This is a genomic window from Curtobacterium sp. JUb34 (assembly GCF_003755065.1).
Taxonomy (GTDB): domain Bacteria; phylum Actinomycetota; class Actinomycetes; order Actinomycetales; family Microbacteriaceae; genus Curtobacterium.
In genome coordinates, this window is sequence record NZ_RJVH01000001.1 from 894,834 (window position 1) to 913,632 (window position 18,799).

General features: G+C 72.5%; 19 protein-coding genes (1 of these 19 running past the window's edge). 9 read left to right on the plus strand and 10 right to left on the minus strand.

The annotated features are described in order from the left end of the window. On the plus strand, nucleotides 1-1,221 hold the 3' portion of the coding sequence (locus EDF63_RS18865; RefSeq protein ID WP_221180526.1) for a nucleobase:cation symporter-2 family protein. Its footprint begins 432 nt before the window's first position; only the last 1,221 of its 1,653 coding nucleotides appear in the window; its start codon lies off the left edge, out of view; its stop codon occupies nucleotides 1,219-1,221. A 10-nt stretch (nucleotides 1,222-1,231) separates the two neighbouring features. On the opposite strand, the gene uraD is transcribed toward EDF63_RS18865, so the two are convergent. The 6 genes from uraD to EDF63_RS04350 all read right to left on the minus strand — a co-directional run bounded on the left by uraD (nucleotide 1,232) and on the right by EDF63_RS04350 (nucleotide 7,051). After that, on the minus strand, nucleotides 1,232-2,029 hold the full coding sequence (gene uraD / locus EDF63_RS19045; protein WP_123311490.1) for a 2-oxo-4-hydroxy-4-carboxy-5-ureidoimidazoline decarboxylase: 798 nt from the start codon (nucleotides 2,027-2,029) through the stop codon (nucleotides 1,232-1,234). A 169-nt stretch (nucleotides 2,030-2,198) separates the two neighbouring features. Next, a complete protein-coding gene (locus tag EDF63_RS04330; RefSeq protein WP_123311492.1) occupies nucleotides 2,199-2,681 on the minus strand; it encodes an FBP domain-containing protein in 483 nt (160 codons plus the stop codon). A gap of 181 nt (nucleotides 2,682-2,862) precedes the next feature. Then, on the minus strand, nucleotides 2,863-3,588 hold the full coding sequence (locus tag EDF63_RS04335; protein WP_123311494.1) for a class I SAM-dependent methyltransferase: 726 nt from the start codon (nucleotides 3,586-3,588) through the stop codon (nucleotides 2,863-2,865). A gap of 39 nt (nucleotides 3,589-3,627) precedes the next feature. Beyond that, nucleotides 3,628-4,539, minus strand: coding sequence for a helix-turn-helix transcriptional regulator (locus EDF63_RS04340; RefSeq protein WP_123311496.1), 912 nt, complete (start codon nucleotides 4,537-4,539; stop codon nucleotides 3,628-3,630). A 115-nt stretch (nucleotides 4,540-4,654) separates the two neighbouring features. Further along, nucleotides 4,655-5,914, minus strand: coding sequence for a hemolysin family protein (locus EDF63_RS04345; protein ID WP_123311498.1), 1,260 nt, complete (start codon nucleotides 5,912-5,914; stop codon nucleotides 4,655-4,657). Nucleotides 5,915-6,043: 129 nt separating this feature from the next. Beyond that, nucleotides 6,044-7,051, minus strand: a complete 1,008-nt coding sequence (locus EDF63_RS04350; RefSeq protein WP_123311500.1) for a M23 family metallopeptidase — start codon at nucleotides 7,049-7,051, stop codon at nucleotides 6,044-6,046. A 162-nt stretch (nucleotides 7,052-7,213) separates the two neighbouring features. Here EDF63_RS04350 and EDF63_RS04355 point away from each other — a divergent pair, with 162 nt between their 5' ends. Further along, nucleotides 7,214-7,708 carry a hypothetical protein gene (locus EDF63_RS04355; protein WP_123311502.1) on the plus strand — a complete coding sequence of 165 codons (495 nt, stop codon included), beginning with the start codon at nucleotides 7,214-7,216 and terminating at the stop codon, nucleotides 7,706-7,708. Nucleotides 7,709-7,727: 19 nt separating this feature from the next. On the opposite strand, the gene EDF63_RS04360 is transcribed toward EDF63_RS04355, so the two are convergent. Then, nucleotides 7,728-9,419 carry a sodium:proton antiporter gene (locus EDF63_RS04360; protein ID WP_123312207.1) on the minus strand — a complete coding sequence of 564 codons (1,692 nt, stop codon included), beginning with the start codon at nucleotides 9,417-9,419 and terminating at the stop codon, nucleotides 7,728-7,730. 321 nt (nucleotides 9,420-9,740) lie between these two features. Next, on the minus strand, nucleotides 9,741-10,106 hold the full coding sequence (locus EDF63_RS04365) for a hypothetical protein (protein ID WP_123311504.1): 366 nt from the start codon (nucleotides 10,104-10,106) through the stop codon (nucleotides 9,741-9,743). Between the two features lie 193 nt (nucleotides 10,107-10,299). On the opposite strand from EDF63_RS04365, the gene EDF63_RS04370 reads away from it, so the two are divergent. After that, on the plus strand, nucleotides 10,300-12,510 hold the full coding sequence (locus tag EDF63_RS04370; protein WP_123311506.1) for an NADP-dependent isocitrate dehydrogenase: 2,211 nt from the start codon (nucleotides 10,300-10,302) through the stop codon (nucleotides 12,508-12,510). A gap of 283 nt (nucleotides 12,511-12,793) precedes the next feature. Here EDF63_RS04370 and EDF63_RS04375 read toward each other — a convergent pair whose 3' ends face one another. Continuing rightward, nucleotides 12,794-13,246, minus strand: a complete 453-nt coding sequence (locus tag EDF63_RS04375; RefSeq protein ID WP_123311508.1) for a DUF3817 domain-containing protein — start codon at nucleotides 13,244-13,246, stop codon at nucleotides 12,794-12,796. Nucleotides 13,247-13,297: 51 nt separating this feature from the next. On the opposite strand from EDF63_RS04375, the gene EDF63_RS04380 reads away from it, so the two are divergent. Next, nucleotides 13,298-14,074 carry a ThuA domain-containing protein gene (locus EDF63_RS04380; RefSeq protein ID WP_260232971.1) on the plus strand — a complete coding sequence of 259 codons (777 nt, stop codon included), beginning with the start codon at nucleotides 13,298-13,300 and terminating at the stop codon, nucleotides 14,072-14,074. Continuing rightward, entirely contained in the window at nucleotides 14,071-15,228 is a 1,158-nt protein-coding gene (locus EDF63_RS04385) for a PP2C family protein-serine/threonine phosphatase (protein ID WP_123311511.1), read from the plus strand. Before EDF63_RS04380 ends, EDF63_RS04385 begins: the two co-directional genes overlap by 4 nt. A 21-nt stretch (nucleotides 15,229-15,249) precedes the next feature. Here EDF63_RS04385 and EDF63_RS04390 read toward each other — a convergent pair whose 3' ends face one another. Further along, a complete protein-coding gene (locus EDF63_RS04390; protein WP_123311513.1) occupies nucleotides 15,250-15,693 on the minus strand; it encodes a hypothetical protein in 444 nt (147 codons plus the stop codon). A gap of 74 nt (nucleotides 15,694-15,767) precedes the next feature. Here EDF63_RS04390 and EDF63_RS04395 point away from each other — a divergent pair, with 74 nt between their 5' ends. The 4 genes from EDF63_RS04395 (at nucleotide 15,768) to EDF63_RS04410 (ending at nucleotide 18,785) form a co-directional block, all read left to right on the plus strand. Next, nucleotides 15,768-16,418 carry a ScbR family autoregulator-binding transcription factor gene (locus EDF63_RS04395; RefSeq protein WP_123311515.1) on the plus strand — a complete coding sequence of 217 codons (651 nt, stop codon included), beginning with the start codon at nucleotides 15,768-15,770 and terminating at the stop codon, nucleotides 16,416-16,418. Between the two features lie 117 nt (nucleotides 16,419-16,535). Then, nucleotides 16,536-17,414: a phosphotransferase gene (locus EDF63_RS04400; RefSeq protein ID WP_123311517.1), complete on the plus strand. Its 879-nt coding sequence runs from the start codon at nucleotides 16,536-16,538 to the stop codon at nucleotides 17,412-17,414. 58 nt (nucleotides 17,415-17,472) lie between these two features. After that, nucleotides 17,473-18,084, plus strand: coding sequence for a hypothetical protein (locus EDF63_RS04405; RefSeq protein WP_123311519.1), 612 nt, complete (start codon nucleotides 17,473-17,475; stop codon nucleotides 18,082-18,084). Next, on the plus strand, nucleotides 18,081-18,785 hold the full coding sequence (locus EDF63_RS04410) for a DinB family protein (protein WP_123311521.1): 705 nt from the start codon (nucleotides 18,081-18,083) through the stop codon (nucleotides 18,783-18,785). Before EDF63_RS04405 ends, EDF63_RS04410 begins: the two co-directional genes overlap by 4 nt. Nucleotides 18,786-18,799: the final 14 nt, after the last annotated feature.

Here is an 18,799-nt window from a genome sequence, read left to right on the forward strand (position 1 = left end):
ATCACCGCCGTCTACGGGGCGACGATCGCGTGCGGGGTCTTCATGGTGGTCGTCGCGCCGTGGTTCGCGCAGCTCGTCCGGCTGTTCCCGCCGATCGCGATCGGCACCGAGCACGGCATCACCGCCGTCTACGGGGCGACGATCGCGTGCGGGGTCTTCATGGTGGTCGTCGCGCCGTGGTTCGCGCAGCTCGTCCGGCTGTTCCCGCCGATCGTCACCGGCACGGTCATCCTCATCATCGGCCTGTCGCTCATGAGCGTCGCGGCCGGTTGGGTGACCGACGGCGGGGAGGACGGTGCTGCGGACCCGCTCGACGTCGCGTTCGCCGCCGGGGTCCTGCTCGCGATCGTCCTGGTCGAACGCTTCGCTCCGCGCGGTCTCGCGCGGGTGTCGGTGCTGTTCGGGCTGCTGGTCGGCACCGTCGTGGCCCTGTTCGTCCCCGGCATGGTCGACGGGTCGGGCATCGGTGACGCGGGCTGGTTCGCCGTCGTCACGCCGTTCCACTTCGGGCTGCCGACGTTCGACCTCGCCTCGATCGTGTCGATGCTCGTCGTCGGGCTCGTGATCATGACCGAGACCACCGGCGACGTGATCGCGGTCGGCGAGGTCACCGGGCGTCCCGTGTCGAAGCGCACGCTCGCCGACGGCCTGCGGGCGGACGGGCTCGGCACGGTCGTCGGCGGGGTGTTCAACACGTTCCCGTACACGGCGTTCGCGCAGAACGTCGGGCTCGTCGCACTGACCGGCGTGCGCTCCCGGTACGTGGCGACGGCGGCCGGCGGCATCCTCGTCGTGCTCGGCCTGGTGCCGAAGGTCGCCGCGGTGGTCGAGGCGATCCCGCACGCGGTGCTCGGTGGTGCAGGCGTCGCCCTGTTCGGCATGGTCGCGGCTTCGGGCATCAGGACGCTGTCGAAGGTGCGGTTCGACAACCGGAACGTCCTCGTGGTGGCGCTGCCGCTCGGCATCGCGCTGCTGCCGACCGTCGCCCCGGAGATCTACGGGCAGTTCCCGACCTGGTTCACGCTGGTGTTCGACTCGGGGATCTCGGCCGGTGCCGTCGCCGCGATCCTGCTCAACCTGCTGCTCGGGTCGCGCTCCGTGGCCGAGCGGTACGGCGAGGACCCGGCGGTCGGTTCGTACGACGGGGTGCGGTCGACGGCGCCGATCGCGCTGCCCGACCCGCGCGGACCGCGCGAGTCGAGCAGCGAGCCCTCGGCCTAGACGACGGCGGTCAACTCCCGCGGTAGGTGCTGTAGGCGAAGGGGCTCAGCAGCAGCGGCACGTGCAGGTGCTCGGTGCCCGTGACGCGGAACGCCACGGTCACGAACGGGTGGAAGGTCGGGGTCCCGGTGGTGGCGAAGTAGGCACCGGTGTCGAACCGCAGGACGTGGTCGGTGCGCGCGAGCACGTCGGGGCCGAGCGCGGCGCGGCCGTCGGCGTCCGTCGTGCCGGTCGCGACGACCGCACCGTCGACGGTGCTGAGGGTCAGGCCGACGCCGACCGCCGGGGTGCCGGTGGTGGCGTCGAGCACGTGGGTGGTCAGGTGCGGGACGGCGAACGTCGCACGGATGCGGTGCAGGGCGATGTCGGCGAGGGCAGCCGCGGCCTCCTGCGTCTCGACCGCCGGGTCGCCCGCGAGGCGACGGTCGAGCTCGGCCAACAGCTCCTCGGGGGTCCGGCCGGCGGCCCGCACCAGGAACACCCGACCGAAGCGCTGCTCGTACGCGGCGTTGCCGTCGGCGATCCGGCGAGCCACGTCGTCGTCGGCGGTGCGCATCGACGACTGCTCGCGGGCCGACGAGGGGTCGGTCGTGCGCTCCCCGATCCGCGGGTGCTGGGCCAGGGCGTGGTCGAGCTCCGGCGGACCCCACGACGCCGACTCGGTGCGTGCGCGGTCGAGCAGCGCCGGCACCGTCCCGAACGGTCGCGCGGCCACCAGGGCGTCGACCCACGCGGGCACGTCGGCCCATTTCCGGATCACCGCGGCAGCGTCGGGGGCGGTCGCGTCGTCGAGGTCGCCGAGGTCCATGTGCCGAGGCTATGGAACGTCCGTTTCACCCGCGTTACCGGGCGGTTTCCCCGCAACGCGACCCGCGGCCCTGAAACGGGCGCGTCTGCCGGACGGGAGGCCCGTGGCGGCCCTGCCCCGTGCCTCCCGTCCGCCGTCCGTCGCGTCGCGGGCGCACGACGCCGGCGTCTCAGACCTCCGTTGCAAAGGACGCTGCGCGCAGCTGCAGGTCCTCGATACGCCGCAGGCGTGCCGCCTCGACGTCGTAGCCCTCGTACGCGGGCGGCGGCAGCTTCCGGACGTTCCGCGAGCACTGGAAGTCCTGGCAGACCAGCGTGCCGACGGTGTTGCCGTTGCGGCCGGCCGGCCCGGACCGCTTCGCGCTGTAGAACGCGACGTCGTTCGGCAGCTTGACGTCCTGGCACCACGAGCACTGGGCCCGTGAGCGCGACGACGCCTCGGCCTGCCGGAACAGGATGCCGATCAGTTCGCCGTCCAGGGTCGGGACGACGGCGTACGCACGCCGACCGATCTTCGGGTCGCGCCAGCCGAGGTAGTCCAACGCGTCCCAGTCGAGCGTCTCGAAGCCGGCGGGCAGGGTGATGTCGGTCGTCTCCTTGCGGGATGCGTTGACGAAGGACGTGCGGAGGGTCTTCTCCGTGATGGGGAGCATGGTGGATCGCTTTCGAGCGGGCCCGGGGCGTGCGGACGCACACCGCACCGGGCGGAGGAGGTCAGGGTTCGACGAGGGCGGCCGTGCCTGCGGGCACGACCGGGGGCCTCACGCCCTGATGCCGGCGATACGGGCGCCGACCACCTCCTGGAAGCTCACGCGACCAGCCTACGTCGACCTGTCAAGCGGCGGGGACGGCCGTCACCAGGACGAGCGAGCCGTCGTGCGCGGGCTGGATCCGCAGCGCCCCGTGGCGCCGGTCCCACTCGCCGGAGTCGAGCGCCGTACGGAGGGCCGACACCGATCGCCGTGCGGTGAGCTCGTCGACGGAGTTCCACGCCGGGTCCGCGTTCCGGGCACCCGGGTCGAGCAGGCGTTCCGGGCGGCCGTAGTAGGCCTCCGAGAACCCGTCGACGCAGGTGAACGGGATCGGCAGCGGGGTGTTCGTGACGGTGTCGCCGGCCAGAGCACTGGCGATGCGGTCGAGCGCGGGGTGGCGACGGGCCTCGGTCGCCATCACCTCGGGTGCGTACTCGGCGAGCCAGGAGTCCTCGATGCGGGCCGGGTCGTACGTCAGGATCACGATCGGGCCACGGGTCACCCGGCGCAGCTCGGCCAGCCCGCGCTCGAGGTCGCCCCACCGGTGCAGCGAGAAGGTCGTCATCGCGGCGTCGAAGGCGTCGTCGTCGAAGGGCAGCGACCCGGCGGGCTCGACCACGGTCACGTCGCGGTCGGTGGGCGCGTACGACACGACACCCGCGCCGACGTCCAGCACGCTGCGAGCGTCGCCGAGGGCCTTCGCGATCGCGCGGGCGAACGCGGGCTCGGGTCGGCGGTGCTGCCGGTGCCCCTGGCCGCTGCGGCCGGAGTCGGCGGCCCCGGCTGATCCGTCCGTCGTCCTGGTCACGACGTCAGCCTACGGACGGCGTCCGGGGCCGACCAGCACTCAGTCGACCGACTCGGACTCCGACTCCGACTCGCGCAGGGCCGCGTACTGCTCGGCCCGCTCCGTCGCCGCCCAGGTGCCGAGCAGCGCCAGCGACCGTTCGGTCTCGCTTCCCGGCTCGGCCGAGTACGTGAACAGTGTCAGGCCGGGGTCGGCGACCAGGTCGAGCGCCTCGTACGCCAGCCGGAGTTCCCCGACGATCGGGTGGTCGATGCGCTTCCCGCCGGCACGCTGCAGTCGGACGTCGTGCGCGGCCCACCAGCCGCGGAACTCCTCGCTGCGCGTGGAGAGCTCCCCGACGAGGGTGATGAGTCCGGGCTCGCACGGGTTCGACACCGCTGCCGCACGGAGCACGGCGACGGCGTCCTTCGCGGTCTGTGCCCAGTCCGGGAAGAAGTCTCGGGCCGCCGGGTCGAGGAACGTGAAGCGGGCGGTGTTCACGGGGCGCCCGGGGCCGGCGAACATCGGCGAGTACAGCGCGCGACCGAGTTCGTTCGTCGCGACCACGTCACCACGCTCGTTGCGCACCCACGCCGGCGCCCCGGTGATCGCGTCGAGCAGGCGCTGCACGCCGGGGCGGACCCGGGTGGGCACGTTCCGGTGCATCGTCTTGACGCCGGAGTTCGCCAGGCGGGTCAGGTCCCACAGGTGGACGCGCTCGTCCTCGTCGAGCTGCAGTGCGCTCGCGAGGCCCTCGAGCACGCTGTCCGAGACGCCCTTCAGCGATCCGCGCTCGAGTCGTGTGTAGTAGTCGACACTGACGCCGGCGAGCATGGCGACCTCGTGGCGCCGGAGCCCCGGGACGCGGCGGACGCCGCCGCCGAAGGACGGCATGCCGACCTGCTCCGGCGTGAGCCGCGCCCGTCGGGAGGACAGGAAGTCGCGGATCTCGTTGCGCACGTCGATACCCATGGGGAGAGCGTACGTGGCGGCGCTGTCCGTCCGGCAGGCACTGGCGGTACCCGCCGGGCGGACGGGAGGCCCGTGGCGGCGCCGCCACGGGCCTCCCGAGCACAAGCGGTCGCGTCTACGGGCCGACGTCGGCCGTGATCCGCACACGCGCCACCCGGTGACCGTCCATGGCGGTCACCTCGAGGCGGTGGCCGCCCGCGGCGACCACGTCGCCGACCTCAGGAACGCGGTCCAGGTGGACCTGCACGAGCCCGCCGACGGTCTCGTAGTCGCCGTCGGGCAGCGCCGGGCCGCCGTCCGCGACGAGGTCCTCGAGCACCGTGGACCCGTCCACGCCGTCGTGCTCGGCCGTCGGTTCGTCGTACTCATCGCGGATTCGTCCGACGAGGTCCTCGAGCAGCGCCTCGAGCGTGACCATGCCCGCGCTGCCGCCGTACTCGTCCACGACCAGGGCGATCTGGTGTCCGTCGGTCCGCATGTCCGCGATCGCGCCGGACAACGACTTCGTCTCCGGCAGCGCCAACACGGGGCGGACCAGGGTCGACACCGGCGCGGACGGGTCGCTCGGCCGGAGCAGGTCGCGGAGGTGCACGAAGCCGTCGACCTCGTCGCGCCCGCCGGAGGTCACGAGGTACCGCGTGTGCCCGACCTCGATCGCGTGGTCGGTGGCCTCGGCGATGGTCAGTCCTGCGTCGATCGTCGACACGTCGTACCAGGGGCGCATCGACTCACGGAGGATCCGGTCACCGGCGTCCAGCGCGCTCCGGGCGATCCGGCGCCCCTGCTCGTCGACGCCGGTGTGCTCGTCGACGAGTCCGCGGAGTTCTTCGGTGCTCATCGACTCACTGCGGGCGTTCGGGTCGCCGCCGAGTGCACGGACGACCAGGTTCGTCGAGGCGGACAGCACCCAGATCACCGGGCGCATCAGGGTCGCGAAGCGGTCGAGGGTCGGCGCGACGAGCATCGAGAAGCCCTCGGCACGCTGCAGCGCGAGTCGCTTCGGCACGAGCTCGCCGAACACGAGCGACAGGTAGGCGATGACGAGGGTCATCAGCACGAGGGCGACCGTCTCGGCGGCGCCCTGGCCGAGTCCGAGGCCGGTGAACAGGGGCGCGACGTCGGGTGCGATCGACGAGGCACCGTACGCAGCCGAGAAGAACCCGGCGACGGTCACGCCGATCTGCACGGCCGCGAGGAACCGGTTCGGGTCGCGTCCGAGCTCGGCGACCCGAAGGCCGCGGGAGCCCCGGCGTTCGAGCTGCTGCAGTTGCGACTCACGGAGCGAGACGAGTGCGATCTCGGCAGCGGCGAAGACCCCGCCGACGAGCACGAAGAGGATGACGAGCCCGAAGGCGATCCAGGTGTCGGCGCCCATCAGCGGGCAGCTTCCTCGGATCGACGACGGGCGGGCGGTCTGTGGTGATCGTCCATGCCTGTGAGTCTGCACAGGGCTTCTGGGATGTCACCCCACCAGCGCTCGACGTCTGCTGTGCGTGCTTCGGCGCTACGTGGTGAGCGAGCGGCCGATGCGGGCTTCGAGCCACGCCTCGGGGTCGATCGGGGTCACGCCGTCCATCAGGACCTCGAGGTGCAGGTGCGCGCCCGTCGAGACACCCGAGGAGCCCACGAGGCCGATGAACTGGCCCGCCTCGACCTGGTCGCCCACCTTGAGCGGCGACGACCCCGGGATCATGTGCCCGTACAGCGTCGACACCTGGCGGCCGTCGATCTCGTGGTCGATGATCACGGCGTTGCCGTACGAGAAGTACGTGCCCGAGATCCGGACGGTGCCGGCGGCGACGGCGCCGATGGGCGTGCCCATGCCGGGCGTGAAGTCGAGGCCCTGGTGCAGCGAGGAGCACGCGCCGCACGGTGCCGAACGGTAGCCGAAGCCCGAGCTCATCTGCACCGGGCCGGGGAACGGGGACCGGACGGCTCCGCCGTAGGACACGGCTTCGCCCGCGATGCCGCTCGCGTCCGCCGTGCCGCCCGCGGTGACGACCGTGCGCGTCGTGCCGCCGCCGACGGTGAACCCGTCGCGGTCGAGTCCGGTCGCGGTGACCGCCTGGGTGACCGCGTAGTCCTGGGTCCGCACGATCGGCGCGATGGTCGAGGTCGCCATCGAGGTGCCGGCGCTGGCGTGGGCGGGCATCGCCGAGGCGGCGAACATCGCGATCGCGGCAGCCGCGCTGGTCAGGGTGATCCGTCCGGCACGACCGGACCGGGAGGCCCGTGGGGCCTTCGTGACGCTCGTCACGGTCGCGGCGGGGCGGCGGACCACGCGCGTGATGCGGGTGTCGACGTGTTCGGTCGTCGCGCGGGCTGCGGTGGCGCGGCGGCCGACGGGCTTCGCGACCGTGGCTGCCTTGGCGGGCTTCTCCGGCTTCTCCGGCTTGCCTGCTCGGCGCTGGGGCTTCCGGGCTGCGGCGCGCTCGGCCTCGAGGGCAGCGCGACGGGACAGGTGCACCACCGGGGTCTCCGGGTGCTGGTCGAGTTCGGGTGCAGTCGTCATGGCCGCCCACCATTCTGCACGACTCTGTCGCTTTGTACAGGCCCCACCGTGATCTTTTCGTTACCGGCGCGGCTGGGAGCCCCCTGACCACTGCGGGCTCCGGCGTCCCCCGACCGTCCGACATCGGTAGCGTCGTGGGAAAGCGACGGAAGGACCCGCACCATGGCCCGATCGCCGCGAGAGCGGCCCGCGCAGGTCGACCTCGGCACCGCCGACGTCGTGCTCGCCGGCACCCAGGAGCTCTTGCCCGTGCTCCGCGCCGCCGCGGTGCGCGCGGGCATCGATGCCGCCCGCATGCGGGTCATCGGGGTGGACGACCTGCCGGACCCGGAGGAGACCTGGGACGCCGAACTCGCGGTCATCGCGATCCGACGCCCCGGTGACGACCCCGCGTTCCATCGTGCGCAGGAGGCCGCCGAGCTCATCGACCCGCTGCTCGTGCCGCACGCCGTCCGGATCGTCGTGACGGTCTCGGGTCTGACGCGGCTGGCGCCCAAGGTCGAGCGCACCCTGACCTCCGAGGTGCTGCACCAGATCGACGCGGCATCGGCACCGTCGGGGTTCGAGCGGCCGTTCCGGAGCATGCGGATGCGGCTCGGGCTCGCAGCACTCCGGGCCGCCGGCGTGCGGGTGTTCCGCGTCTCGATCGGCACCTGACCGGCGCGACAGCCAGCCGTCAGCGGGCAGGTGCCCCGCGGAGCTCGAGGGCGATCTGCTCGGCGTCGAGGTTCTGCAGCATCGACTCGAGCACCTCGGCGTCGAACGTGCCGTCGTCGCGGGCATCGAGGATCGCCGCGCGCTGTGCCTCGAGCACCGCAAGCCGTCGGGCCTTCTCGCGGCCCATCCACGCCCGGAGTTCGGCCGGGTCGGCAGCCCGGAGCTCCTCGTTCGTCGCCGGCGGCTGTTCGCGCGTCCCCGGGACCTGTTCGGCAGCACCGCGCATGAGGTCGAGCAGTCGTCGGCGTTCCTCGGTGTCCTTCGCGGCGGTGTCCGGTGCCGGTGCCGCGATCCGCCGGAGCAGCGGGCCGATCGTGCCGCCCTGGACCACGAGCGACAACAGGGCCACCGCGAACGCGATGAAGACCAGGAGCGATCGCTGCGGCGTGCCCTCGGGCAGGGTCTGCGCAGCGGCGACGGTCACCGCTCCACGCATGCCCGCCCAGACCACGGCGGTGCCCTCCCGCCAACCCAGCGGTGCCTTGGTGTAGTACGCGATGTCCGCCAGGGTGCGGCGGACGCGCGTCGTGAACCGGTCGAGCTCCCGTTCCGAGGGCGCGCGGTTGCCGGGCCGGTGCTCGCGGATCACCTCGCTCATCGCGTCGCGGTCGCCGGCGTGCATCGCGGCGAAGCGTTCCTGCATCCGCTCGCCGCGCTTGGCGCTCGCCGACAGCGCCAGCAGCAGCGGCACGACGTACGCCGCACGGACGAGCACGGTGAGCACGAGGGCACCGACGGCGATGAGCAGCGCCGGACCGATGCCCGCGTGCTCCTGCTGGACGTCGCCGAGGATCGACGCGAGCTCGAGCCCCATCGTCAGGAACACCGCGCCCTCGAGCACGAGCTCGATGGTCTGCCAGTTCTGCGCGTCCGACAGGCGGTGCCCCGGTGGGAGCCTGCGCGGCCCGACGATGCCGGTGAAGAGCCCGGCGACGACCGCAGCCACGAGTCCGGACCCGCCGAAGTGCTCGGTCGGCAGGGCAGCGACGAACGGCACCGCGAAGGACAGTGCCGTGTTCACCGCGGCGTTCGGCACCCGGGCACGGACGAAGACGTTCAACCAGCCGACGAACCAGCCGATGGCCACGGCGATGGCGACGGCCTTCGCGAAGTCGCCGAGCGCGCCCCAGAACGAGAACGATGCACCCGCGGTGAAGATCGCCGTGCGCAGGAGCACGAGCGCGGTGGCGTCGTTGAGCAGCGATTCGCCGTCGAGGATCGAGATCGCCCGGCGCGACACCGAGGTCTGCTTGACGATCGAGGTGGCGACGGCGTCGGTGGGACTGACGATCGCGCCGAGGGCGATCCCCCACCAGAACCCGAGGTCTGGCACCACCCAGGCGAAGAACAGGCCGAGCACCAGGCTCGACGCGATGACGAGCAGGACCGACAGGCCACTGATGGCGCCGAACTCGCGCCGGAAGTTCATCGACGGCATCGACACCGCCGACGAGTACAGCAGCGGCGGCAGGACCCCCGCCAGGATCCACTCCGGTTCGATCTCGGCGTCCGGGACGAACGGCAGCAGGCTCGCGACGATCCCCACGACGACGAGCACGAGCGGCGCCGCGACCCCGATGCGGGGCCCGAGCACGGCGGCACCCGCGATGGCGATGACGGCGATGACGCCGACCACGAGGAGTTCGGTCACCGGTCCAGCGTGGCACCACCGTGCGGACGTCGTCATCCCGTGCGCGGTTGGCGGTTCCGTGCGGCGCTGTAGGCGCGCACACGGCGGTCACCCGCGCACCGCACGGCGGAACCGGCATGGTGCGGTGGGCGCGACCGCCGGACGGACGGGAGGCTCGTGGTGGCGTGGCCGCGTGCCTCCTGTCCGCACGGTGCGTGCGTCGTCATCCCGTGCGTGGTTGGCGGCGCGGTGCGGCGCAGTAGGCGCGCACGCGGCGGTCACCCGCGCACCGAACGGCGGAACCGGCACGGTGCGGTGCGGTGGGCGCGACCGTCCGGGCGATCAGGTCCCGTCGGTGTCCGGGCTGTGGAGAACACTCGCCTGGACCGAGGGGTGTGGAGGGGCGGTGTGCGCGATGACCGCGACGCTGCCGACGGCGAGCACGAGTGCCAGCGCTCCGGCGGTGCAGGCGGTCCCGATCCTGCGGAGTCGCCCGCGCCGGCTCCGGTCGCGCGGGGCGAACCGTGCTGGCCCGCGGCGGGGCTCCGGGCCGACGAGCCACGGACCGGACCCGTCGACGTCGTACGAGAATGGCCCACTGCCGTCCGGGGCGTACCGGTACGGGCCACTGCCGTCCGAGGCGTAGGCGGAGCGCAGGTCCTCCGCGGTCCACCCGAACTCCTCCGGCGTCTGACGCGTCGTCGACATGGTCACCCTCCTGCGGCTCGGGAACTGCGGAAGACCAGTCCACCGGGCGTTCCTATGTGTCGCCAGTGCGCCTCCAGGACGTCTGCCGAGTACCTGCCGGACGCAGGCCGCACCATGTATCTTGATGTCGAGACATCCTGCGCCACGAGTACCGTGGACGTACCGACGGTCGAACAAGGGAGTACCCGCCAGCATGGCCAAGATCATCTACACCCTCACGGACGAGGCGCCGTTCCTCGCCACCCACTCCTTCCTCCCGGTCATCCAGGCCTTCGCCGGCACCGCTGGTGTCGACGTCGAGACGCGCGACATCTCGCTCGCCGGCCGGATCATCGCCCAGTTCCCCGAGCGGCTCACCGACGAGCAGCGCGTGGACGACGCCCTGGCCGAGCTCGGCGAGCTCGCGAAGACCCCCGAGGCGAACATCATCAAGCTGCCGAACATCTCGGCGTCGATCCCGCAGCTCAAGGTCGCGATCAAGGAGCTGCAGTCGCAGGGCTACGACCTGCCGGACTACCCCGACGAGCCGAAGACGGACGAGGAGCGCGACGCCCGCGCCCGCTACGGCCGCGTCCAGGGCAGCGCCGTCAACCCCGTGCTGCGCGAGGGCAACTCCGACCGCCGCGCGCCCCTGTCGGTCAAGAACTACGCCCGGAAGCACCCGCACCGCATGGGTGCCTGGTCGCGTGACTCGAAGACCAACGTCGTCACCATGGGCGTCGACGACTTCCGGTCGAACGAGAAGTCCTGGATCGCCCCCGCCGACGACGTCCTGACGATCACGTTCGTCGCCGAGGGTGGCGAGACCCAGGTCCTCAAGCAGTCGATCCCCGTCGTGCAGGGCGAGGTCGTCGACGGCACCGTGCTGCACGTCGCAGCACTCGAGACCTTCCTGCAGGAGCAGATCCAGCGCGCCGCAGCCGAGGACGTCCTGTTCTCCGTCCACCTCAAGGCCACGATGATGAAGGTCTCCGACCCGATCATCTTCGGCCACGTCATCAAGGCGTTCTTCCCGTCGGTGTTCGAGCGCTTCGGGGCCGACCTGGCGGCTGCCGGACTCACCCCGAACGACGGCCTCGGCTCGATCCTCGCGGGCCTCGACGCCCTGCCGAACGGTGCGGAGATCAAGCAGGCCTTCACCGACGGCATCGCCGCCGGCCCCGAGCTCGCGATGGTCGACTCGGACAAGGGCATCACGAACCTGCACGTCCCGAGCGACGTCATCGTGGACGCCTCGATGCCCGCGATGATCCGCACCTCCGGCCACATGTGGGGCCCGGACGGCGACGAGCACGACACCCTCGCCGTGATCCCGGACTCGAGCTACGCCGGCATCTACCAGACCGTGATCGACGACTGCCGCATCAACGGCGCCTTCGACCCGGCGACGATGGGCTCCGTCCCGAACGTCGGCCTGATGGCGCTGAAGGCCGAGGAGTACGGCTCGCACGACAAGACCTTCGAGGTCCCCGGTGCAGGCGTCGTCCGCGTGACGAACGCCGCCGGCGACGTCGTCATCGAGCACGACGTCGAGCCCGGCGACATCTGGCGCGCCTGCCAGACCAAGGACGTCGCCATCCGCGACTGGGTCAAGCTCGCCGTCACCCGTGCCCGCGCCTCGGAGACCCCGGCCGTGTTCTGGCTCGACGAGACCCGTGCGCACGACGCGAACCTGATCGGTCTGGTCCGCCAGTACCTGGGCGAGCTCGACACCGAGGGCCTGCAGATCGAGATCCTCTCGCCGGAGGACGCCATGCGTTTCTCGCTCGAGCGCATCCGCCGCGGCGAGGACACCATCTCCGTGACGGGCAACGTCCTGCGCGACTACCTGACCGACCTGTTCCCGATCATGGAGCTCGGTACCTCGGCGAAGATGCTCTCCGTCGTCCCGCTGCTCGGTGGTGGCGGACTGTTCGAGACCGGCGCCGGCGGTTCGGCCCCGAAGCACGTCCAGCAGCTCGTGCAGCAGAACTACCTGCGCTGGGACAGCCTCGGCGAGTTCCTCGCGCTGGCGGTCAGCCTCGAGCACCTCGCCGGTGTGACGGGCAACGAGCGGGCGAAGATCCTCGGTGAGACGCTCGACCGTGCCACCGGGACCTTCCTCGAGCAGGACAAGTCCCCGGGCCGCAAGCTCGGCTCGATCGACAACCGCGGCAGCCACTTCTACCTGGCCAAGTACTGGGCGGAGGAGCTCGCGGCGCAGACGCAGGACACCGAGCTCGCGGCGGCGTTCGCCGAGATCGCCGGGAAGCTCGATGCCCAGGAGCAGCAGATCGTCGACGAGCTGAACGGCGTGCAGGGCCACCCGGCCGACATCGGCGGCTACTACCGCCCCGACGACGCCAAGACGAGTGCGGTCATGCGCCCGTCCGCAACGTTGAACGCGACGCTCGCCGCGCTCTAGGAGCACCACCTGACGGACGGGAGGCCCGGTGCCAGCTGGCACCGGGCCTCCCGTCCGTCGTCACGCGCCCCCACCCCCGTCACCCGCCCCCGTCACCCCGTCACCCGCCCCCCGAGCCCCCGCTCCCGAGGTTCCGAAATCTCGGCATGTCGCGTCGCGCACGGCCCGTCTCCGGAACCTCGGCGAACCTGAGCGGCGTGTTGTGGAACCTCGCGGCGGCCGATCTCGCGGCGGCCGATCTCGCGGCGGCCGGCCTCGCGGCGGCCGGAGCGAGAACGGCGACTCAGGAGCGCGGCACGGGCGGACCCGCGGCGAGCAGCACCACGAACACCAGGGCGACCGCCACCACCCCGATGCCGACCGCGACCACCGGACGACGCACCACGAAGAACAGCAGGCGGTCCCAGAAGCCCGAGTGCGCGTCCGGCGAGCGGCGCCACGAGCCCTCGAGCATGCCGCGCCGGGCCACCGCGACCTCGAACGGCACCGTGGCGTACGGCACGACGGCACTCGCCCAGCCGAGCAGGAGCGCACCGGCCGACCAGCGCTGGTTGACCGCGACGACGGTCGTCACCACCAGGTAGGCCAGGAACACGAAGCCGTGCACCCCGCCGCCGATCCGGACGCCCCAGTCGCCGGCGTCCAGGCCGTACTTGAGCACCATCCCGGCGATGAGCATGGTCCAGGTCACGAGTTCGGCGACCGCGGCGGCGCGGAACAGGGAGCGGGGAGTCATGCCCACATCGTCGCGGACCGCCCCTGGAGAAGACCCGCTAGCGTGGGAGCCATGTCAGTGCCGACCGAATCCCGTCCCCTGAACATCGTCGTCTGGAACGAGAACGTGCACGAGACCCGCGGTGACGCGACGGTCATCGGGCACTACCCCGACGGCATGCACACCGTGATCGCCGCAGCGCTCCGCGAGCACCACCCCCACGCCACCGTGAGCACCGCCACGCTGCAGGAGCCCGACCACGGCATCACCGCCGAACGCCTGGCCACGACCGACGTCCTGTTCTGGTGGGGCCACGCCGCCCACGACCAGGTCAGCGACGCCGTCGTCGACCTGGTCGTCGACGCCGTGCACGCCGGCATGGGCCTGGTGGTGCTGCACTCCGGGCACTACTCGAAGCCGTTCAAGCGCCTGATGGGCACCACCTGCTCGCTGAAGTGGCGGAACGACGGCGAACGCGAGCTCGTCTGGACGATCGCGCCGGAGCACCCGATCGCCGCCGGGGTCCCGCACCCGATCGTGATCGACCGGCAGGAGATGTACGGCGAGTTCTTCGACATCCCGCGCCCCGACGAAGAGGTCTTCCTGTCGACCTTCGCGGGCGGCGAGGTGTTCCGGTCCGGCGTCGCCTACCGCCGTGGTCTCGGGAAGGTCTTCTACTTCTCCCCCGGCGACCAGGAGTACCCCGTCTACCACCACCCGGACATCCAGCGGGTGTTGTCGAACGCGGCCTCCTGGGCCGCCCCGGTGTCCGAGCGACGCACGTTGACGGCCGACCAGCACCCGCGGGACTGGTTCCTGACGGACGGTACGGGTAGACAGGACGGGTGACCAACCATCTCGACGGTGCGGACCGACGCACCGCGGTGATCGAGGCGCTCGAGGTCTTGGGGGCAGGCCCCGAGGAGCGTTTCGACCGCATCACCCGCATGACCCACGAGGCGTTCGGCGTGCCGCTGACCTTCCTCAACCTCGTCCACAGTGACGTCGTCACGACGCAGTCGACGTTCGGCTGGCACCAGGGTTCGAGCGTGCCCGCGAGCGAGCAGTTCTGCGCCACGACGGTGCTCAGCCCGGAGCCGATGGTGATCCCGGACGCCTCGCTCGACGATCGGTACGCGCACACCGCGGCGGTGGCGGAGCACGGGATCCGCTTCTACGCGGGGGCGCCGCTGACGATGCTCGACGGCACCCGGGTCGGCACGCTGTGCATCATGGACGCGACCCCGCGCGAGATGTCGGCGGCGGACCTCGACCTGCTCCGCGACCTCGCCCGCTGGGCCGAGCGCGAACTCGGCCACGCGATCGACCGCGGTCGGATCAGCCGGGTGCGCGAGAGCCTGGTCCCCGAACGCGTCGAGGTCCCCGGCCACGACCTGGACACGCTCGCGCTGCGTCGTCAGCAGGGCGGCGGGGACGTCGCCGACTGGCGACTCGCCGCCGACGGTGCGCTGCACGTCACCGTGGGCGGCGTCGCGGCGGCCGGCCGCGCGTCCGGCCTGCTCGCCTCGACCGTGCGTGGTGCCGTGGTCGCGCGGACCGAGACCGCCCTGCCGGACGCGATCGGCGGTCTGGAGGCCCAGATCACCCCCGACCTGTCGGCTGCGGACGCCGTCGGGTCGCTCTTCCACCTGCGGCTCGACCCGACGTCGGGGCACGTCGAGTTCGGGGACGCGGGCCACGGCCTCGCGGTGCTCGTCCGCGCCGACGGCAGCAGCCGTGCGTTGCACTCGCTCGACCTGCCGCTCGGCCTGCAGCCGGAGTCCGTGCCGAGGTCCCCCGTCGCGTTCGACCTGGCGGCGGGCGATCGGCTGGCGGTGTGCACCGAGGGTGTCCTGGCGCTCGAAGGGCTCCGACACCTGGACGACCTGGCCGCCCTCGTCGCCGCAGAACCGACCGGTGCGGCGGTCGTCGAGCGGGTCCGTGCCCTGGTGCCGACCGGCGCCGCCGACGACGTGACGCTGGTCGTGCTCGGCCGACATTGACCGCCGGTCACCGGTCGCGCGTCAGGAGCGGAAGCGGTCCTGCCGTGATCGGGGCGCGCCGGTGAGCGCGACGACGAGCAGCGTGGCCAGCAGCCCGAAGCCGGCGAGCTCGATGCCGAGACCGGCCAGCTGCCAGTAGGCGCTGCCGACCACCTGCGGCTGCGTGATCGACTCGGGCCACCACGCGTCGATGAGCGGGAACGAACCGGGGAACGGGTCGAGGCCGAACACCACGAGCCCGCCGAGCAGCAGCACGACGCCGAGCAGGGCCATCGCCCCGCGGGAGCGCCCGAGCATGTGCACGACGAGCGCGGCCGCCATGCCTGCCAGGCCGACGACGGCGATCAGGAACGCGACCACGACGATGGTCTGCGGCGCGAGGGCCACCCAGTCGAGCACCGCGATCGGCAGCAGCAGCCACCGACCGGTCCGCGCCCACCGCGCAGGGTTCCGCCATCCGTCCATGGCCGCCAACCGTAGGGCACCCGCCCGGACGCGGGCCGTGCGTGCCCCGGGAGCGGGACTACGATCGGGAGGTGATGGCGCAGGACGGACGCACCCGGCAGCAGCGCGCGCTCGAGACCCGCGCGGCGATCATCGGGGCCGCGGCCGCCGAGTTCGACGACCGCGGGTACCTCGGTGCGTCGATGGACGGCGTCGCCGAGCGGATCGGTCTGACCAAGGGTGCGCTCTACTTCCACTTCGCCTCGAAGGCCGACCTGGCCGGCGCCGTGATCGCCCAGCAGCACGAGGTCTCCCGGCGGTACGGCGAGGTCGCGATCGCCCGGAGCAGGACGCCGCTCGAGGCCCTCATGTGGATGTCGCAGGGACTGGCGACCCAGATGGTGACCGAGGTCGTCGTGAGCGCCGGCATCCGTCTGTCGACCGAGGTCGCGACGCGCGACGTCCCCCGCCAGGACCCGTACACCGACTGGATGGCCGTCATCGCGCAGACGGTCCGCCAGGCGATCGACGCCGGCGAGGTCGACGCCCGGTGGGACCCGGAACTGGTGGGTCGCGTGGTCATCCCCGCCTACACGGGCGTGCAGACGGTGTCGGACGTGCTCGCCGACCGCACCGACCTGTACGAGCGCCTGCGGGAGCTCTGGACGGTGCTGCTCGCCGCGCTGGTCACGGAGCGCCTGCGACCCGAGGTCCCCCGACTCGTCGCGATCATCGCCCCGGAGTGACGCGGGTCCCCCCAGGGAAACACCCACGTCACCGTCCTCCCGAGGATACCCAGCGGTCGGTTTCCGCACCCGCCCCCGTTCGCGGGCATGTGTCCGGCGGCCCACTAGCCTGAGCCGGTGCCCACACCACCGGCCGAGGTCGACGTCGACGTCCCGCTCGTCCGAGCGCTGCTCCACGACCAGCACCCCGACCTGGCGGACCGACGGCTCGTGGTGGTCGCCAACGGCTGGGACAACGTCATCGTGCGGCTCGGCGACGAGTACGCCGTGCGGCTGCCGCGCCGCGAGCTCGCAGCACGCCTGGTCGAGCACGAGCAGCGGTGGCTGCCGGAGATCGCTGCCCGCGTCGGACCGGTGGTCCCGGTGCCGGCTCCGGTGCGCGTGGGCCGTCCTGCGCTCGGGTACCCCTGGTCGTGGAGCGTCGTCCCGTGGCTCCCCGGTGCGCCCGTCGGTGAGCGTGCTGCCGGGGTTCGGGTCGCCGAGGCGCTCGCGGAGTTCGTGCGACGGCTGCACGTGCCGGCTCCGGCCGAGGCACCGGCGAACCCGTTCCGTGCGGTGCCGCTGGCGACGCGCAGCGACGCCGTCCTGACGCGACTCGCCACGCAGGACGTGCCCCGGGCCGTGGAGCTGGCAGCGGCCTGGCGGACCGCGGCGGCGCTGCCCACGCACACCGGGCCTCCCGTCTGGGTGCACGGCGACCTGCACCCCTTCAACGTGCTCGTGGACCGGACGCCGGACGGCGACGAACGCCTGTCGGCGGTCGTCGACTTCGGCGACGTGACCTCGGGGGACCCCGCCGTCGACCTCGCCACCGCCTGGCTGACGCTCGACCGGGAGGCCCGCCACACGTTCCGGACGCTGGTCGCCGCCCCGGACGCCACCTGGGGACGCGCCCGCGGGTGGGCGATCGCGCTCGCCTCCGCGCTCGCGACGTCCGACGAACGCGCCTTCCGGAGCGTCGCCCGGCGCAGCATCGACGCGGTGCTGGACGGCTGAGACCCCGCGGGGCTATCGTGACCGCACCATCCGTGCACAGCCGATCGGAGGGGCCCTCATGACCCTCGAGTTCCGCGTCCAGCACGACGTCGCCACCGACGCCTCTCCCGCTCCCACCCGATCCGACCGAACCGGCCTGCGCGGGTTCCTCGACCGCCTCGCCGAGCGCCGCGCCGCCGCACGTGTCCGACGGGTCGAGGCCCGGCTGCAGGAACTCGGCGAGCTCGAGCACCTGCTGTCCGAGGCGCGCGGCGTCGTCGAACGCGGCTGGATCCAGCACGCCTGGTTCGCGTACCTCGACGAGCACGGCCGGACGCGGAACGCCACGAGCGCCGCCGCGATGGACGTGCAGGGTCGGCCGCTCGTCGCCGCCTGCCTGGTCGGCGCCGTCGTCTCGGCCGCCGGCGGACCGCACGCCGTGCACTCGCCGCGGGTCCAGCACTCGCTCGACCTCGTCTGGCACGCGCTCGCCGTGGACGAGGGTGCGCCGGTGCTGTGGTGCCCGGCGCCCGACGTCCGGATGGGCCGCGTGCGTGACCTGACGAGCTGGAACGACGCCCCCGCGCGTACCTCGGCCGAGGTGGCCGGGCTGCTGCTCACCGCGGAGCGCGTGGCCGTGCAGGAATCGGCACGCCTGCAGGACGTCGTGGTGGCACGATCGAGGGCATGAGCAGCACCGACGCCGTCCCCGAGGTCCACCCCGCGACGACCGCCGGGCTCGCGTCCAGCGGGAACGCGGTCCTGTCGGACGAGGGCGCGTCGTCGGACACCGATCCCCTGGCCTCGGCCGCCGGGGTGAAGCGGACGCTGCACCGGTACCTGCAGAAGCACCGCGCCGCGCTCCTCGGCAAGCTCGACGGCCTGGCCGAACGACAGGCCCGCTGGCCGGTGACCCCGACCGGCACGAACGTGCTCGGACTCGTGAAGCACGTCGCGGGGGTGCAGGCCGGCTACTTCGGCGAGGTGTTCGGCCGACCGCTGCCGGACGCGCCCGCCTGGCTCGACTCGGAGGACGGCGACGACATGTACGCGTCGCTCGACGAGACCCTGGACGACGTCGTGGCCTTCCACCACCGCAGCGCTGCGCACGCCGACGCGACCATCGAGGCGCTCGACCTGGACGCCCGCGGCACCGTCCCGTGGTGGCCGGAGGAGCACCGCGAGGTCACGCTCCACCGGATCCTGGTGCACATGGCGTACGAGACCGCCCGGCACGCAGGGCACGCCGACATCGTCCGCGAGATGCTCGACGGACTGGCGGGCGACGGGGACGGCAACCTGGCCGACAAGAGCCCGGAAGAGTGGGTCCTCTGGCGCGAGCAGCTCGTCGACATCGCCGAGCGCTCCGGACTGCGGGGCCTGGCCACGTAGCCGACGCCGCCTCA

Bases quoted from the DNA above. Each gene is read 5' to 3' on its own strand.
- EDF63_RS04365 (WP_123311504.1), bottom strand. From the start codon at position 10,106: ATGTCGACGACGCGTCAGACGCCGGAGGAGTTCGGGTGGACCGCGGAG.
- EDF63_RS04330 (WP_123311492.1), bottom strand. From the start codon at position 2,681: ATGCTCCCCATCACGGAGAAGACCCTCCGCACGTCCTTCGTCAACGCA.
- EDF63_RS04370 (WP_123311506.1), top strand. From the start codon at position 10,300: ATGGCCAAGATCATCTACACCCTCACGGACGAGGCGCCGTTCCTCGCC.
- EDF63_RS04405 (WP_123311519.1), top strand. From the start codon at position 17,473: ATGACCCTCGAGTTCCGCGTCCAGCACGACGTCGCCACCGACGCCTCT.
- uraD (WP_123311490.1), bottom strand. From the start codon at position 2,029: ATGGACCTCGGCGACCTCGACGACGCGACCGCCCCCGACGCTGCCGCG.
- EDF63_RS04380 (WP_260232971.1), top strand. From the start codon at position 13,298: ATGTCAGTGCCGACCGAATCCCGTCCCCTGAACATCGTCGTCTGGAAC.
- EDF63_RS04355 (WP_123311502.1), top strand. From the start codon at position 7,214: ATGGCCCGATCGCCGCGAGAGCGGCCCGCGCAGGTCGACCTCGGCACC.
- EDF63_RS04345 (WP_123311498.1), bottom strand. From the start codon at position 5,914: ATGGGCGCCGACACCTGGATCGCCTTCGGGCTCGTCATCCTCTTCGTG.
- EDF63_RS04340 (WP_123311496.1), bottom strand. From the start codon at position 4,539: ATGGGTATCGACGTGCGCAACGAGATCCGCGACTTCCTGTCCTCCCGA.
- EDF63_RS04390 (WP_123311513.1), bottom strand. From the start codon at position 15,693: ATGGACGGATGGCGGAACCCTGCGCGGTGGGCGCGGACCGGTCGGTGG.
- EDF63_RS04375 (WP_123311508.1), bottom strand. From the start codon at position 13,246: ATGACTCCCCGCTCCCTGTTCCGCGCCGCCGCGGTCGCCGAACTCGTG.
- EDF63_RS04350 (WP_123311500.1), bottom strand. From the start codon at position 7,051: ATGACGACTGCACCCGAACTCGACCAGCACCCGGAGACCCCGGTGGTG.
- EDF63_RS04395 (WP_123311515.1), top strand. From the start codon at position 15,768: ATGGCGCAGGACGGACGCACCCGGCAGCAGCGCGCGCTCGAGACCCGC.
- EDF63_RS04410 (WP_123311521.1), top strand. From the start codon at position 18,081: ATGAGCAGCACCGACGCCGTCCCCGAGGTCCACCCCGCGACGACCGCC.